A 14577-nucleotide genomic window follows, 5' to 3' on the forward strand; every position below is an offset into this window, starting at 1 on the left:
CCTACAAAAAATGATATGAATCAAACAATCCTGCTCAGCAAAGCCCTCGCAGCACCTCTGCAGGGATCGCTTTCAGCACCGTGCGGTCCAGTGACTTCAAGGCCGTCAGCAGTTGCTCCAAATCCGCTTGTGTCGTAAATATGCTGATGCTGACCCGCACGGTCCCGCCAAACGTATCATCTCGCAGATATTTATGTATAAAAGCTGCACAATGATGCCCGGCCCGCACGGCAATATCATAAGCATAATCCAGAAAAGCTGCCAATTCCACAGCCCTCCACCCATCGACGGCAAAGGAAATGACACCGGCTTGCTGCGCCATATCATCAAGCGGCGCACTATAAATATGAATGCCTGGAATTTCCCTCAGCCGTGGCAGCAAATACTGCATCCGGGGGCTGCCTCCACTTCTCTGGGACGCACTGCAGGCAGCCACTGCAGCGCTGCCTGCAAGCCTGCAATAGCCACCGTATCCATACTGGCACACTCCATCTTCTGCGGCATATAGGAAGGCATATCCAGACACAAGGAGTGAATACCGTTACCGCCGGCAATAAAGGGATCCAGATCAACACCATTTCTGATAAAAAATCCGGCAATACCGAAAGGCGCATACAGCGTCTTATGGCCGGCAAACGCGATAGCATCAGCACCGGTCTCAGCAAAACGAATTTTGAGCAACCCCATCGCCTGGGCCGCATCCAACAGGGTAAACGCGCCATATTTTTTAGCCATACGGAAAATGGGGGCTGTTGGAAGAATATACCCGGTAACATTGCTGACAGCAGACATACTAACAAGAACAGGCGGTTTACGGGCAAACAACGCTGCTGTCGCAGTCATGTCAATTGATAAATCCGCTGCCAGCGGCAATTCGATCAGCTGTATCCCCCGGGTACAGCACAAGCGGTGCAGCGGCCGTAAAACAGCGTTATGTTCATACGGCGAAACATAAGCCCCATCCCCCTCACGCCAGTTCACGCCATTAATAATTTGATTTAGCGCAATCGTAACCGACGGAGTAAGAACGACTTCCGCCTGTTCCCGAGCATCACAAAGGCTGAGCAAGCGTTTTTTAACATCCTGTATCATAACAGATGCGTCTCTGGCCGCTTTATAGGCACCGCGGCCGGCATTAACTGCCTGTGTCCGCCCAAACCGATCAACCGCTTCATATACACATTCTGGTTTTGGAAACGTCGTTGCACCGTTATCCAGATAAATCATAGTGCTATCCTCCCGTCCTTATGCCCTTCATGGCCCCCTCATACCTTCGAATAGGGGCGCTCATATAATTGATATCTATTGTACACCAACCGTTATCAAAAATATAGTTGAAAAATTCGGTTCAATACGATATACTTTTAATAATATTGCAGAAATAATCTTATTTTTTTATGATATGCGGCTGACCGCAAAACAGCTAACGATTGAGCCTGCGTAAAAAAAGGAGGAATAACCATGCCGGATATGACATTATGGAAATTAATTAAGGAACTGAAGGGCCCCAGATATACATGGGTCGATCTGACACACGAGCTAAGCCCCCAGACACCACACTGGTTCGGCTTTAAGCCGCTGCAGGCAGATTTACTGTTTGATTATCTGCCCGATACAGATAAAGACAAGCTGGCCCCCATGCGCTGCTTTCAATACAGTGTCGCCAGCCAGTACGGCACGCACGTTGACGTCCCCCGGCATTTCTTCAAAGACGGCCGTTCTATGGAGGAAATCACGGTACAGGAAATGATGTATCCGCTTGTCGTTATAGATAAATCAGCTGAATGTGCTGCCAATCCGGATTTTATGCTTACGATAAAAGATATAGAGAACTGGGAAAAAATATACGGGCGCATTCCAGAAAACGCATTTGTCGCTTTTCGTTCCGATTGGCATAAAAAGATAAATCTGGAATTTCCTGATGAAAACGGAGTTCCGCATTATCCCGGCTGGGATGTCGAAGCCATTACCTGGCTGGTAAAGAAACGAAATATCGGCGCCATCGGCCACGAGCCCGCCGATACAGACCCCGGCTTCGTCACGACCAGGGAAGACGCCTATCCGTACCCGGGCGAGCAGCGGATTTTACACCTAGATCACATTCAGATCGAAGTCCTGCGCAATCTGGATCAAGTTCCTCCTGTCGGCTCGATCATTGTCTGCGCCTTTCCCAGATTAAAAGACGGCACAGGCTTTCCGGCCCGTTGTTTCGCTATCTGCCTAGTTGACTAAGGAGGACTCTATATATGGCTTTGGAATTTGATGAACAGCTGTCCCGGCTGCAAAAACCGGACCGCACGGAAATGACGGATGCCGAATACGGCGTATTCAATAAAACAGTAGAAACGATGATGCAGCATTGGGGCTTCATCAACAATCTGTTTAAAATTTTACCGCTGAATGCCAAGGAATATATTGGCTTTTTGAATTTTAAAAACTCGTTGTACAATGACAGCTGCTATCTCACAGATGCCCAAAAGGAAATGATCGGCGTCGTCGTATCGTCGTACAACTGCTGCGCTTACTGTCTGACAACACATGGCGATAACCTGCGCGGCTTGTGGAAAAATGCCGAGTTAGTCGACAAGCTTTCTTATAACTATCGTTCATGCCGCGGCGAATTATCCCGGGAGGATTTTGCCATCTGTGAATACGCCTGGTACGTCACTGCCTATCCTCGTGACATCGATCATGAACAAATCGACAAGCTGCGCGCCGCCGGCCTGGATGACCACCAGATTTTGGAAACAGCATTTGTCGCCGGTTTCTTCAACTACACCAACCGCTGGGTCAGTACGATTGCACCCGTCCCAAATCCGGGGCATTTCCAGCATAACCGTGATTTCGACAAGTAAAAACAATATATGATCACCTATGAGGTGCTGCAAACAGAAATATTCTGCTGCGCGCCTCTTTTATTTTAGTATGACAACGATTATAATTTAAAGTGAAATAAGTACGTATACAAGGAGGCTGCATATGAAAGCATTTGATATGGAAAACAGTGTATGGGCCCGTTTTTCTGAAGAAGAACGGCTTGAAATGGAAGAATATAATCAAAAATACCGGCAATTTTTGGATACGGCCCGGACGGAACGCCTGGCTGCCAGGGAAATCCTCCGTCAGGCAGAAGCTGCTGGATTTCGTCCCCTGGGTGACTATACGGAATTAAAGGCCGGGGACAAGGTATACTGGAACCAAAAAGGAAAATCGGTAATACTTGCTGTCATTGGCACCGACCCCATTGACCGCGGCATGAAAATAGTCGGCTCTCATATCGACTGCCCTCGTCTGGACCTGAAGGCAATGCCGGTCATAGAAAAAAATAAGATCGTATATTTTAAAACTCACTATTACGGCGGTATCTTAAAATACCAATGGGTCTGCATGCCGTTAAGCCTTATCGGCATCGTGTACACGACAGACGGCCGGCAGATTGATATCTCTATCGGGGAAGACCCGGCTGATCCCGTGTTTTATATCAACGATCTTCTGCCTCATCTGGGAAAAGATCAGGCCGCCAAAAAATTGAACGAAGCGATTACCGGCGAAATGCTGATGCCCATCGTCGGTACGTACAGTCAAGAGGAAAAGACCAAACCGGCCATTCTGACGCTTTTAAAAAATAAATATGGCATTGAAGAAGAAGACTTTGCCAGCGCCGAACTGGAAATCATTCCGGCCCAAAAGAGCCGGGAAGTCGGCCTGGATCGATCTATGATCATGTCCCATGGCCATGACGACCGCGTATGCTCCTATGGAAACCTGGCCGCGATTCTTTACGCCAAGGCAGGCACGAAAACCCAGGCCGCACTCTTTGCTGATAAGGAAGAAATCGGCTCCGTCGGCAATACAGGCGTGCAATCTTCCTATTTTCTCGATTTTACAGCAGAACTTCTTGCCCTGCAGGGTCGTACGGAGGAATTATATCTGCGCCGTACCTTGCGCAGCAGCGAAGTCCTTTCCGCCGATGTCTGCGCCGCACTGGATCCGGTATTTCCTGACGCCTATGAAGAAAGCAATGCCGCCAAGCTCGGCTACGGCATTTGCCTCTGCAAATATACCGGCGCACGGGGCAAATCGGGAAGCAATGACGCCAATGCAGAATATCTTTCCAAAATCCGTCAGCTATTTAACACTCATAATGTTCCCTGGCAGATCGGCGAACTGGGCAAGGTCGATCAGGGCGGCGGCGGCACCATTGCCTACATTATGGCCGATTGGGGCTGCGATGTGGTAGACTGCGGCGTTGCTATGCTCAGTATGCATGCGCCGCTCGAAATCGTAGCAAAAACGGACGCCTACAGCGGCTATCTGGCTTATAAAGCCTTCTTCGAAAGCAAATAACGCGAACCGTACATCATAAACAAATCAGGCAGGATGCGACAATATACTATGTCGTACTCTGCCTGATTTGTTATATTATAAAACAGCCGGATATAATTTTTTTAAGCTCTTATATGCTATAGCCCACATGAGTCAGCGTCGGTCTTCCTTTTTGTACCCGCACAATCTCATCGACGACCGCCATCCCCATCTGGATCAGCGCATCCCTTGTATTGGCACCGTTATGCGGCGTTCCGACAAAATTAAACTGTCTGAATAATTCATGATCCTGCGGCACCGGTTCTGCCGCAAAGGCATCAATTGCCGCACCATAAATCACGTGCTCCGACAAGGCCCGGCACAATGCCGCCTCATTGATAATACCACCACGTGAGGCGTTGACCAGTATCGCTTCCCGTTTACACATACGCAGCTGTGCCTCCTGAATCATATCGCGCGTCTGATCATTCAGCGGCACAGATATTGAAATCACATCACAAGTTCTGTAAATATCTTCTATTTCTTCCGTATATGCGAACCCCATTGCTTCCGTAGCGACTTTTCCTAAAAAAGGATCATATGCCAACACCTGCATATCAAAACCGGCTTGTAAACGGCGGCCTACAATAGCCCCAATATGACCAATGCCGATCAGTCCCGCCCGCTTGCCGGAAATCTCCTGTCCGCTCAGAAACATGGGCTGATTTTTTTTCAACCCCTGCATGCAGGCACAGTGACTGGCCGTAATTTTATGGGCACAATCAAGAATCAGGCCAATAATCAATTCCGCAACAGAATTAGAATTAGCCTTGGGCGTATTCGTAACAATGATCCCCTTAGAGACTGCGTAAGAAATATCAATATTATCAGTCCCCACGCCATGCTTGGCAATAATTCGTAATTTGGGCATTTGATCAATCATCTTTTTATCTATAGTATACGTCCGAACAATAATGGCCTCAGCCTCCGAAACAACTTGGATAGCGGGATCATTCCAAGTCACTATCTCCAGCTGTTTTCGGGCATACGCCAAGGCCTCTTCAGAAATAGGATCCAAAATATATGTTTTCATTATTGCGTGCCTCCTACTGGTTAGTTTCAAATACAGCCGCTTTGGTAATCGGTTCAACCATTGTAATAACCAAAATAAATGTAATCAATGAAATAGCTGCTAAAAATATAAATACCGAATCCCAGCTAAAAGCATCAAGAATAACACCTACCGCAAAAGGAGCAAATGCGCCGCCCAGAGATCCAGCCGTATTAACGATAGCTGCAGCAAAAGGACATTTTTCTTTTGTTGTAATCCCCATCGGATATGCCAGAAACATGGAATATCCAAAGTTCAAAAATATCCCTGCTAAAAGAAGAACGACTCCTAATGCCGTCGGATCACTGGGTGCGTATAGAAGTGAATACATCAGAAAAACCGTACTGATCGCAGTAATCAGCATATTAGGTTTACGACGGCTTTTAAATATTTTATCTGAGAAAAAACCTCCCAACAGATTCCCCAGTACAGCACCTACCCATGGAGCCGCCGCAACCAGGCCAACTTTGATAATCGAAAAATGTTTCACGTAAACCAGATAAGTCGGAATCCAGGTCATAATCGTATACGTAATGCCTACCAAAAAGAAATAGCCTAAAGCACACGCCCATACATTCCAGGACCTAAGTACCTCTTTATTGGTAGCCAGCGGCACCATCACCTGAGTTCGAATCAGTTTATCAATAAGGCCATCTCGCACTGCAGCTGCTGCCTCCTTATTCTTTCCGATAGCGGTCATCCCTGCGGAATCATTGATATAATCTAATTCAGCCTGATTTACAAAAGAACTTTCACTCGGATCATTTTTAACGAAGATCCACCATAAAACAGCAAATAAAATACCGGGGACCGCAAAAATATAAAACACCTCTCTCCAACCATATACCATGATAATCCACGCACATACAGGCGGAACAAATGCCGGCGCAAATTTAATAGCGGCCATAAATACGCCTGTGGCAATTCCCTTTTCCTGAGTAGGAAACCATTTATTGATTGTAGTCAAGCAGCCGATATTGATAGGGCCTTCAGAAAATCCCAGAAGCGCCCTTGCCGCTTTTAAATGAACGGCTGAATCGGCCAATCCCATGATCAGTGTTGCCACAGACGTAAGAATAATAGACAAAGAAAAAATCTTTTTCACTCCTCGTTTTCCATATAAATGTCCTGACGGGATCTGTACAACAGCATATGCCACATAGAAAAAGCTGGCCATTGCACCAATATCAGTATTGGTCATGTGAAAACTTTCTTTTAAATAGGGAACCACCATCCCAATGTTTGAACGATCTGCGCCTGCAACCATATATATACAAAAAATCAAAACCAATACCACCCATCGAAAACCAGTCTTTTTACTTGTTATTTTTTCGTTCATATCATATCTGCCTCCGTTACCTCTCTGCACACAGCGTATCCGCAACCTCTTCTATCAATTCTTTTGTTGGGTTTTTCTGGTTTTGGGCTGATGTTTCCACAATTAATTCGTAAGGATTAACATGCTTTTCCGCGGCTATCTTTTGATACAGGGGAACAAAGCTGGAATGACAGCCGGAATATCCCAGAATAAGATCCAGTGGCTTGACTGGATTATGATATCCTTTTTGTTCCATAGCCGGCATTAATGTCTGCTCAATAAACCTGAGCAGTTTGTAAAAATCATATCCCAGCGCGGTTCCTTTACGACGCAAAATCGCTATCGCTCCTTCTGTGGTAATATTACCGGCGCTGCGTGCCATACCCATGAGACCGCAATCAATATATGAAGCCCCTGCCTGCATCGCTGCCAAACCATTGGCCATAGCCAGTCCCAGATTACTGTGCCCATGAAATCCTACTGGAATTGATACGGCCCCGACGACCTTCCGGGTATACGCGGCAGCCTGTTCTGGGAACATATATCCGGCAGAGTCCATAATCGTAATAGACTGTACACCGATGTGTTCAAGCAGACACGCTTCCTCTGCCAAGGCATCGGGCGTACAAACATAGGCCTTCATCAAGCTGTATTTGGCTTCCAACCCGGCATCACGAACAATCTGGACAGCACGTTTCGCTTTGTTTCCGTCACCGGCATTCGCTCCAACCCGAAGAAAACTTAATCCTTTGGAGGCTGCTAAGGCTGCCAATTCCTCATCAATATTTTCGGCTGCTTGAAACATGCCGATATGTGCCTGTTGTACATATGGCTGAACACAATCCAGATACTCTTCATCTGTAACAGGGCATGGCTTTCCACCTGCTTTCAATGACCCCAGTCCGGTGCAATGTCCCATTTCTATCGTCTTAATATGACTATCTATCAATCCTTCCAGCACCATCCGGGTAATGTCCGCTGAAAAGCCGGCACCCACAATATTAGCGCCATCCCGCAATGTACAATCCATAATTTCCATGCTGTATTCCTCCCATTACACTTATATGCGATATTATTATTTTATTTATGTTTTTATAGGATACGTATCGTATGCTGTAATCATAGCATCGAATAAATTAAAATAAAAACAAATATATTCATTCCTATTTATTAATATAATAGATAATTTAATTGTGACATGGAACAGCATACGATAGAGGAATACGTATCAGAAATACAACATTATATATAAACAAAAATGCATAATACATTATTGTAACCATATGCCAAAAATTACTTTTTACAGTATCTTTTTATTTATGTATGCGTTTTTTACATCATTTTTTTATGACTGAAACAATTGCGGTCGTTTTTTCTTTTTTTTACAATCAGCTGTTATTCTAATTATTAATATGTTATATATTTGCGTTTTTATATATCAAGATATATGATATATAAAAAGAGGTGACACCATGAACAGCGAATTGATAGAAACCTTTGCCGTCGTAGCAAATGCAAAAAACATCACCAAAAGTGCCGCTTTGCTATACGTATCACAAGCCACCGTAAGCCATCGTATTACGCAATTAGAAGACAGGCTGGGCGTGAAACTCGTAGTCCGCAACAAAGGGTCAAAACAAACTGAGCTAACCCTGTCCGGAAAAAATTTTCTGCCGCTAGCACAAAGCTGGCTTCGTTTGAATCACGATATGGATGCCTTTCAGAAGCGTCCTCGCTCTCTGGAATTATCCATTGGCCTGGTAGATAGTGTCAACAACTATTTATTTTCTGATTTCTATAACGAACTGAAGCACGATCCACTAGACTGGCACCTCACCGTTAAAACGCTTCATACGCAAGAAATATACGATCAGGTAAAAATGAATATGATTGATATCGGATTCCCGCTGGGAGAACAAATTCTTTCGGGGACACGGGTCAAAGAAATTCATTCTGAAAAACTGATGGTAGTCAGCCGCCACAAGATAAACGATAACAGCACATTGTTTCCCATCGATTTAGATACGGAAAATCAAATCTTCATTAATTGGGGACATGATTATCTGCAATGGCATAACCGTTTTTTCCCTCCCAGCGGTACACCTAAATTCATAGTGGATTCCGCTAAAGTCGCCCTGGATCTTTTGGACGATACTTTTTGGTTTATAGCTCCTTACAGCGTCTGCATTCAATTATATAAAACCTCGGAATGCTGTATTTCAAAGCTGGGTCTGGATACGCCATCACGAAATTTATACATGATAACAAACGGACTCACCGAGCAAATCAAACGGTTGCCCATGGTGCTATTTAAAAGGCGTGTCATGCAGTATATCCGCAGAAAGGAACACTCTATAAAAGATATGCTGAATGATTTTTATACGGAAGACCGCAAGCTCCATTCTTATAAGGCATTTATCCATGAATTTGATAGGGAAAAATAAAAAAGCTGAAAAAGACATTTCCAGAGAGTCTTTTTCAGCTTTTCTATTATAACAATACTGTTTGCCTATATGGTATCCTATGTCTCGGCAACCCGGATGAGATTAAAAACCTGAGTCGCCGTATTGGTCATATTACGCAAGGCATTTTCTTTATTCATGGCCTCCTTCAGGGGCATTGCCGTGTCGACAATGGAGAAGAACGCATCAATTCCCTGACGGTTGCAATCTATGGCATCCTCAGTCGTGCAGCCGGCCAGCGCAATCACCTTCGCCTTATATTGCTTTGCCAATTTAGCCACACCGATAGGCGCCTTGCCCATAGCCGTCTGCGCATCCAGGCGGCCTTCCCCGGTGACGACGTAATCTGCGTCCTTGATGGCCTCTGCCAAATGAATGGAATCCAATACGATTTGGATTCCTGAACGAAGATTCCCATTTAAATATGCCAGAAAAGCAAAACCCAAGCCGCCTGCAGCACCCGCCCCGGCCGTTTGACTGACATCTTTTCCTAAATACGCGGCAGTCACTGCCGCAAAAGACCGGCTGCCTTTATCTAGGGTCTCAACAATCTCCGGTACCGCGCCCTTCTGCGGTCCGAAAATATATGCCGCTCCCTGCCTGCCAAACAATGGATTGGTAACATCACAAGCAATATTAAACACACATTCATGAATTGCCGGCAGCACCTGGGAATCATCTATTGCCGCAATGCGTCCCGCCTCTCTGCCGCCCAAGCCCACAGGATGTCCATCCGCATCGGAAAATATGTATCCCAGAGCCTGAAGCATGCCGATGCCGCAGTCACTAGTTGCGCTGCCGCCAATGCCGACAATAAAATTCCGCACGCCCTGTGCCATCGCTTGAGAAATGACCTCCCCGACACCGTAAGTCGTCGTGTTCAGCGGATTTCTCAATTTCTCCGGTACAAGTCCCAGCCCTGCCGCGCCGGCCATTTCAATAACCGCCGTCCGAGATTCTCTGAGATATCCATACGGACAGCACACGCGTTCGTCCAGCGGCCCATGGACCTCTGCTTGCCGCAGCTCACCATGAAGCCCTTCCACCAAAGCATTCACCGTACCTTCCCCGCCATCTGCCAACGGCTTCACAACAATATCGACAGGAAGGTGTCCATAGGCTTTACGGACACCTTCCTCAATCGCTTTTCCTGCTTCAAAGGAGGTCAAGCTGTCTTTCAATGAATCAATCGCTACTACTACCTTCATAGTCTCATCTCCTGCACGTATAAAAAGGTATTCTATAAATATAGTGTAGCAAATACAAGCACAGTCTTCTATGTTTTTCGAAACAAAATAGACATTATTTTTTTATTCCAAAGAACAATTCAAGCTTCCAAACAACCAGCAATATATAAAACGACAGCATCGCTGAACTTTCGCGGATCCAGGCCGGTCTTTTCTTGTATCCTTTTCAAACGATATTGCAATGTGTTTTTATGAATCAGCAATTCCTCAGCCGTCTCTTGTATGGACATTTCATGGCGGTAATACGCCCGCAGCAATTCTAATTCCTCATCATCAATGGCCGCACATACCCGTTCTTTATACTGACGCCGTACCTGATGATCCAAACTTTGCAGCAGCAGCTCTAAATTCATATTCTCTGCACGCATACAAAATATGCCATGTGTTTCAGCATATTTCAATGCCGTTTTAGAAAAACGATAGGAATAGTGAATATGGTATACCGATTCCCATGTGCCAATTCCCACTGCCAGGGATGGAGAAAACCGTTTTTCCCATAATGACAACCGTTTTTCCCATGTTTTGTACATCGGCTTGGGTACCAGACATACCAGGGTATTCGGATATATACACGTATAAAAATGAATTCCCAGAACCCGCATATCTTCAATCAGTCCTTTTTCGATCTGTTCCTGAGCCAGACCGCTGCCATGACAATCCATACAAAAGCTGACTGCCGTATATATCGTTCCCGACAATTCGTCCGTATCACCAAGAATTTGGCTGACACCGTCGGCATCATGATAAATCAACGCCATGACCAGACGGCTGCGTCGTTCCTGTTCATTGAAGGATTCCTGCTTCAGCCAGTATTCGCGTAAAAAAACTTCGCAGATTTTCGTCAGTAAAAAGCCATACTGCCCAACGACAGACGGCTCTCCTGTAATGCCAATAACCCCGGAAACCTGCCCATTCATAGTAACAGGATAATTGATGCCGCAGTTGGCCCCTTTAAATTCCGTATTCGAATGAACCGTCTGTACCTGCCGGGTCCGTGCGGCAATATGGCCGGCTTCATGGTAGGTGCCAATACGCTTTTCATCGGTACTGGCTAAAATAATACCCTGCGGGTCAATAAAATTTACATTCCATCCTACAATTGTCTTGGCAGAATCTACAATTTGCTGGGCAAAATCCATATTGATCTTGATCATGACATCTCTCCTAAAAACCAAAGCAGCCTATCCGTATACTGCCCGTATAAACAAAGAAAGGGCACGATGGCTATCACCGTACCCTGCCCTTACTGCCAGGCTGCACCGGCAGCGTATCAGCCGGACACCTTACTGGTCTTGGTCCAAATCCCCATCTTTTCCGCCTGTTTGATCAGCTCTTCCCGGAAATCAGGATGGGCAATATTAATAAGCGCTTCAGCCCGTTCCCATGTAGACTTCCCTTTAAGCATGGCCGCTCCATATTCCGTAACAATATAATGTACAGCCGAACGCGGTGTCGTAATAACAGAGCCAGTCGGTAAGGTAGGTACAATGAGGGATGCCACAGAACCGTCCTTCATTGTACGCGTCGAATGAATGCAAATAAAACTCTTGCCGCCATTGGAAGCATACGCTCCCTGGGCAAAATCGAGCTGGCCGCCTGTACCGCTGATCTGCTGATACCCTGCGGTTTCCGCATTGACCTGCCCAAATAAATCCAGATTGATACAGCTGTTGATAGATATAAATTTATCAATACTGGCTACAACGCCGATATTATTAATATAGCTGACCGGGGCATTAAACACGATCTGGTTATTGTCGATAAAATCATACAGCCGCTGTGTGCCGCCGGCAAAAGCATACATGATCTTGCCCTTATCACGCTTCTTATTACCCGTGAACTTGCCCGCTTCGTACAGATCAACATACGAATCGACAAGCATTTCCGTGTGACCGCTCAAATCCTGAATATCTGATTCTGCCAGCTTCTTGCCAATGGCCGAAGGAAGCCCGCCGATACCCAGCTGAAGGGTGCTGCCATTTTCGATCATCCCTACAACGATATCGGCAATTTGATTATCGACCTTAGTTGCTGCCTTATTCGGAATCTGCGGCATTTGATGATTCGAGCCTTCAACAATGTAGTCAACATCAGCAAGATTAAGTTCTGTTTCATAGCCCAAGGCCATCGGCATATTCTGATTGACTTCAACAATTACTTCCCTGGAGGCTCTAAGCAGCCCGCGCAGGTCTGAAGCCTGCGGGCCCAGGTTAAAATTCCCCCAGGCATCCATAGGATGCACCTGAATAATCAGCTTATCAATAGCTTCCCAGTATTTTGGCAATTCGTTAAACAGTATCGGAATAAACCAGCAGCGGCCATTTTTATTCATTTTTCTATCAAACCCATTCATGTGCGCCGAGGCAAAGCGGACCTGTTCATTGGAATCGCTTTCCAAATACGCTGCGTACGGTTCATCTTTTACAACCGTTGTCCCCAGAATTTCCAGACCCTTTAGTTCCTTGATCCGTTTACCCAGGGAAATATCAATATCATAGGGAGCCGAACAGCCAAGACCATAAGAAATTCGTTCCCCATCCTTGACGAGGCCGGCTGCCTGATCAGCCGTAATACATTTTTCCTTATACGCGTCTGGTATTTGTGAAATTTTGTACATTTTTTCGTTCCTCCTTCAATACTTTTTATCTGTACAGTTGCTTGAATTACATACATATAGTATAGAACTTTATGGATACCCATGCAATAATATTTGATTAAGAAAGAGAAAAATTTCACCAACTTTTCATTCTTTTTCTCATACTGCTGTTGGGAATATTCATTTTCAGTCTAAATTTCGTAACCGTCCGTCTGGCAATATGAATTCCTCTCTGCCGGAGATGCTCTGTAATCTGCTGATCCGACCAAGGGTGCTGTATATCCTCATGCTGTATGAAAGCTGTCATTTGTTTCATAATTGCCTTATCAGAAATACTGCCGTCACTTCCCGCATCACGGCGATAGCCATGCGCCAAAAAAGTCTGTACCGCGTAAATATGCCGGCCAAACATAGCATACCGATCCCGGCATACCCGGCTTACCGTCGCCGTACTGAGTCCTGTACCATCAGCAATCGCCTGCTGCGTCAGAGGCCGTAATTCCCTGCCGTCCCGAAAATAATCCTGCTGCCACAAAATAATATACTTCATAACGGTGAATATAGATTGCCAGCGAAATGCCAAAGCCGTCCGTAAATCTAAAAACTGCCGCTTGGACCGGCGAATAAAGCGACGTGTACCTATATCCCCTTCTTTGTTATAGTTCGCATACAAATCTTCGCGAAAAAAGACCTCCGGCAGTTCCTCCAGCGACCGAACCATCAACTGTCCCATATCATCTCGGTAAATTTCAACATCGGCTCGGACGTAGGCGCAATCTGCCGCTGCCTGCGGTGCCGGCTGCAAGGAAAGCTTTTTCAAAAAACGGCAGATATGCTGCAGTTCTGCCGCAGTAAGATTCATCTCCGTTTGTACCCGCTGCCATCTGCCATGAAGAAAATCCTCATAATGCTCCTGCAGCAGTATGGCAGCGCCTGCCGGTGCATCGGATCTGCGCCGTGTCTGAATAAGGAGTGCCTCCTGTATTGTACGAGCGCCGATCCCGGGCGGGTCAAAAGTTTGAACAAGACGCAGGCCTTGCTCCATATCCTCCGATCCCAGGCCATATTCACTCCCCGCTTCGGACAGTTCTCCTTTAAAAAATCCTTTTTCATCCAAAGACTGAATCACCAAGCCCGCAGCCATCAATATCGCTTTGGGCTGCATCTGCACGCGCAGCTGCTTCATCAAGGCTTCCTCCACCGATTCCCCATGGCTGCGGATATTATCAATCGGTTTCTCTTGTCCGCTTCCTGACGGCCGAACATCGGGATATCGTATATCCAAAAGGGGGTTTTCCGTCACCTGCTCGTGGAGAAAATCCTGCAGATCCTGCCCGCGCAAGCTCATCATCTGTATGGTCAGACGCTGCATCTGCGATAATTTAAGTTTTTGTTCTAATTTTAACGCTACTTTTACCATAAAAAAACCTCGCCGTAAAAACGTATTCAATATGTAAAGTCTATCATGATCCTTCACATATTGAAATATTTTTTTGACAATGTGAATATTTGGCATGGCTCAAGGTTCTTCTATATTA

At 45.8% G+C, this 14577-nt stretch carries 13 protein-coding genes; 4 read left to right on the forward strand and 9 right to left on the reverse strand.

Features of this window, described 5'->3' with window-relative positions:
• Positions 1-34 precede the first annotated feature (34 nt).
• A complete protein-coding gene (locus tag AB840_RS18045; RefSeq protein ID WP_048512914.1) occupies positions 35-391 on the reverse strand; it encodes an aminotransferase class V-fold PLP-dependent enzyme in 357 nt (118 codons plus the stop codon).
• Positions 367-1227, reverse strand: coding sequence for an aminotransferase class V-fold PLP-dependent enzyme (locus AB840_RS00735; RefSeq protein WP_048512915.1), 861 nt, complete (start codon positions 1225-1227; stop codon positions 367-369). Before AB840_RS00735 ends, AB840_RS18045 begins: the two co-directional genes overlap by 25 nt.
• Positions 1228-1461: 234 nt before the next feature.
• Between AB840_RS00735 and AB840_RS00740 the strand changes: the two genes are divergently transcribed.
• The 3 genes from AB840_RS00740 to AB840_RS00750 all read left to right on the forward strand — a co-directional run bounded on the left by AB840_RS00740 (position 1462) and on the right by AB840_RS00750 (position 4347).
• Complete coding sequence (locus AB840_RS00740; RefSeq protein WP_048512916.1) at positions 1462-2232, forward strand: cyclase family protein; 771 nt, start codon at positions 1462-1464, stop codon at positions 2230-2232.
• 14 nt (positions 2233-2246) lie between these two features.
• Positions 2247-2855: a peroxidase-related enzyme gene (locus AB840_RS00745; protein ID WP_048512917.1), complete on the forward strand. Its 609-nt coding sequence runs from the start codon at positions 2247-2249 to the stop codon at positions 2853-2855.
• Positions 2856-2979: 124 nt separating this feature from the next.
• A complete protein-coding gene (locus AB840_RS00750; RefSeq protein ID WP_048512918.1) occupies positions 2980-4347 on the forward strand; it encodes an aminopeptidase in 1368 nt (455 codons plus the stop codon).
• Between the two features lie 109 nt (positions 4348-4456).
• On the opposite strand, the gene AB840_RS00755 is transcribed toward AB840_RS00750, so the two are convergent.
• The 3 genes from AB840_RS00755 to AB840_RS00765 are packed head-to-tail and all read right to left on the reverse strand — an operon-like array spanning position 4457 to position 7773.
• Positions 4457-5398 carry an NAD(P)-dependent oxidoreductase gene (locus tag AB840_RS00755; RefSeq protein ID WP_048512919.1) on the reverse strand — a complete coding sequence of 314 codons (942 nt, stop codon included), beginning with the start codon at positions 5396-5398 and terminating at the stop codon, positions 4457-4459.
• A 13-nt stretch (positions 5399-5411) separates the two neighbouring features.
• Positions 5412-6755: an MFS transporter gene (locus tag AB840_RS00760; protein ID WP_048512920.1), complete on the reverse strand. Its 1344-nt coding sequence runs from the start codon at positions 6753-6755 to the stop codon at positions 5412-5414.
• A 16-nt stretch (positions 6756-6771) separates the two neighbouring features.
• Positions 6772-7773 carry a beta/alpha barrel domain-containing protein gene (locus AB840_RS00765; RefSeq protein ID WP_048512921.1) on the reverse strand — a complete coding sequence of 334 codons (1002 nt, stop codon included), beginning with the start codon at positions 7771-7773 and terminating at the stop codon, positions 6772-6774.
• A gap of 433 nt (positions 7774-8206) precedes the next feature.
• Here AB840_RS00765 and AB840_RS00770 point away from each other — a divergent pair, with 433 nt between their 5' ends.
• Complete coding sequence (locus AB840_RS00770) at positions 8207-9178, forward strand: LysR family transcriptional regulator (protein ID WP_048512922.1); 972 nt, start codon at positions 8207-8209, stop codon at positions 9176-9178.
• Between the two features lie 77 nt (positions 9179-9255).
• Here AB840_RS00770 and AB840_RS00775 read toward each other — a convergent pair whose 3' ends face one another.
• The 4 genes from AB840_RS00775 to rpoN form a co-directional block, all read right to left on the reverse strand.
• Entirely contained in the window at positions 9256-10404 is a 1149-nt protein-coding gene (locus tag AB840_RS00775; protein ID WP_048512923.1) for a glycerate kinase family protein, read from the reverse strand.
• Positions 10405-10523: 119 nt separating this feature from the next.
• Positions 10524-11597, reverse strand: coding sequence for a CdaR family transcriptional regulator (locus tag AB840_RS00780; RefSeq protein ID WP_048512924.1), 1074 nt, complete (start codon positions 11595-11597; stop codon positions 10524-10526).
• Positions 11598-11713: 116 nt separating this feature from the next.
• Positions 11714-13060, reverse strand: a complete 1347-nt coding sequence (locus AB840_RS00785; protein WP_048512925.1) for an acetyl-CoA hydrolase/transferase family protein — start codon at positions 13058-13060, stop codon at positions 11714-11716.
• 115 nt (positions 13061-13175) lie between these two features.
• Positions 13176-14459 carry an RNA polymerase factor sigma-54 gene (gene rpoN / locus AB840_RS00790; protein WP_072061709.1) on the reverse strand — a complete coding sequence of 428 codons (1284 nt, stop codon included), beginning with the start codon at positions 14457-14459 and terminating at the stop codon, positions 13176-13178.
• Positions 14460-14577 lie beyond the last annotated feature (118 nt).

The sequence above is a fragment of the Megasphaera cerevisiae DSM 20462 genome, from assembly GCF_001045675.1.
GTDB lineage: Bacteria > Bacillota > Negativicutes > Veillonellales > Megasphaeraceae > Megasphaera > Megasphaera cerevisiae.

What these genes read in the sequence shown, in the direction of transcription:
- AB840_RS00780 (WP_048512924.1), bottom strand. Translation starts at nt 11,597, where the DNA reads ATGATCAAGATCAATATGGATTTTGCCCAGCAAATTGTAGATTCTGCC.
- AB840_RS00735 (WP_048512915.1), bottom strand. Translation starts at nt 1,227, where the DNA reads ATGATTTATCTGGATAACGGTGCAACGACGTTTCCAAAACCAGAATGT.
- AB840_RS00755 (WP_048512919.1), bottom strand. Translation starts at nt 5,398, where the DNA reads ATGAAAACATATATTTTGGATCCTATTTCTGAAGAGGCCTTGGCGTAT.
- rpoN (WP_072061709.1), bottom strand. Translation starts at nt 14,459, where the DNA reads ATGGTAAAAGTAGCGTTAAAATTAGAACAAAAACTTAAATTATCGCAG.
- AB840_RS00785 (WP_048512925.1), bottom strand. Translation starts at nt 13,060, where the DNA reads ATGTACAAAATTTCACAAATACCAGACGCGTATAAGGAAAAATGTATT.
- AB840_RS00750 (WP_048512918.1), top strand. Translation starts at nt 2,980, where the DNA reads ATGAAAGCATTTGATATGGAAAACAGTGTATGGGCCCGTTTTTCTGAA.
- AB840_RS00765 (WP_048512921.1), bottom strand. Translation starts at nt 7,773, where the DNA reads ATGGAAATTATGGATTGTACATTGCGGGATGGCGCTAATATTGTGGGT.
- AB840_RS18045 (WP_048512914.1), bottom strand. Translation starts at nt 391, where the DNA reads ATGCAGTATTTGCTGCCACGGCTGAGGGAAATTCCAGGCATTCATATT.
- AB840_RS00775 (WP_048512923.1), bottom strand. Translation starts at nt 10,404, where the DNA reads ATGAAGGTAGTAGTAGCGATTGATTCATTGAAAGACAGCTTGACCTCC.
- AB840_RS00770 (WP_048512922.1), top strand. Translation starts at nt 8,207, where the DNA reads ATGAACAGCGAATTGATAGAAACCTTTGCCGTCGTAGCAAATGCAAAA.
- AB840_RS00740 (WP_048512916.1), top strand. Translation starts at nt 1,462, where the DNA reads ATGCCGGATATGACATTATGGAAATTAATTAAGGAACTGAAGGGCCCC.
- AB840_RS00760 (WP_048512920.1), bottom strand. Translation starts at nt 6,755, where the DNA reads ATGAACGAAAAAATAACAAGTAAAAAGACTGGTTTTCGATGGGTGGTA.
- AB840_RS00745 (WP_048512917.1), top strand. Translation starts at nt 2,247, where the DNA reads ATGGCTTTGGAATTTGATGAACAGCTGTCCCGGCTGCAAAAACCGGAC.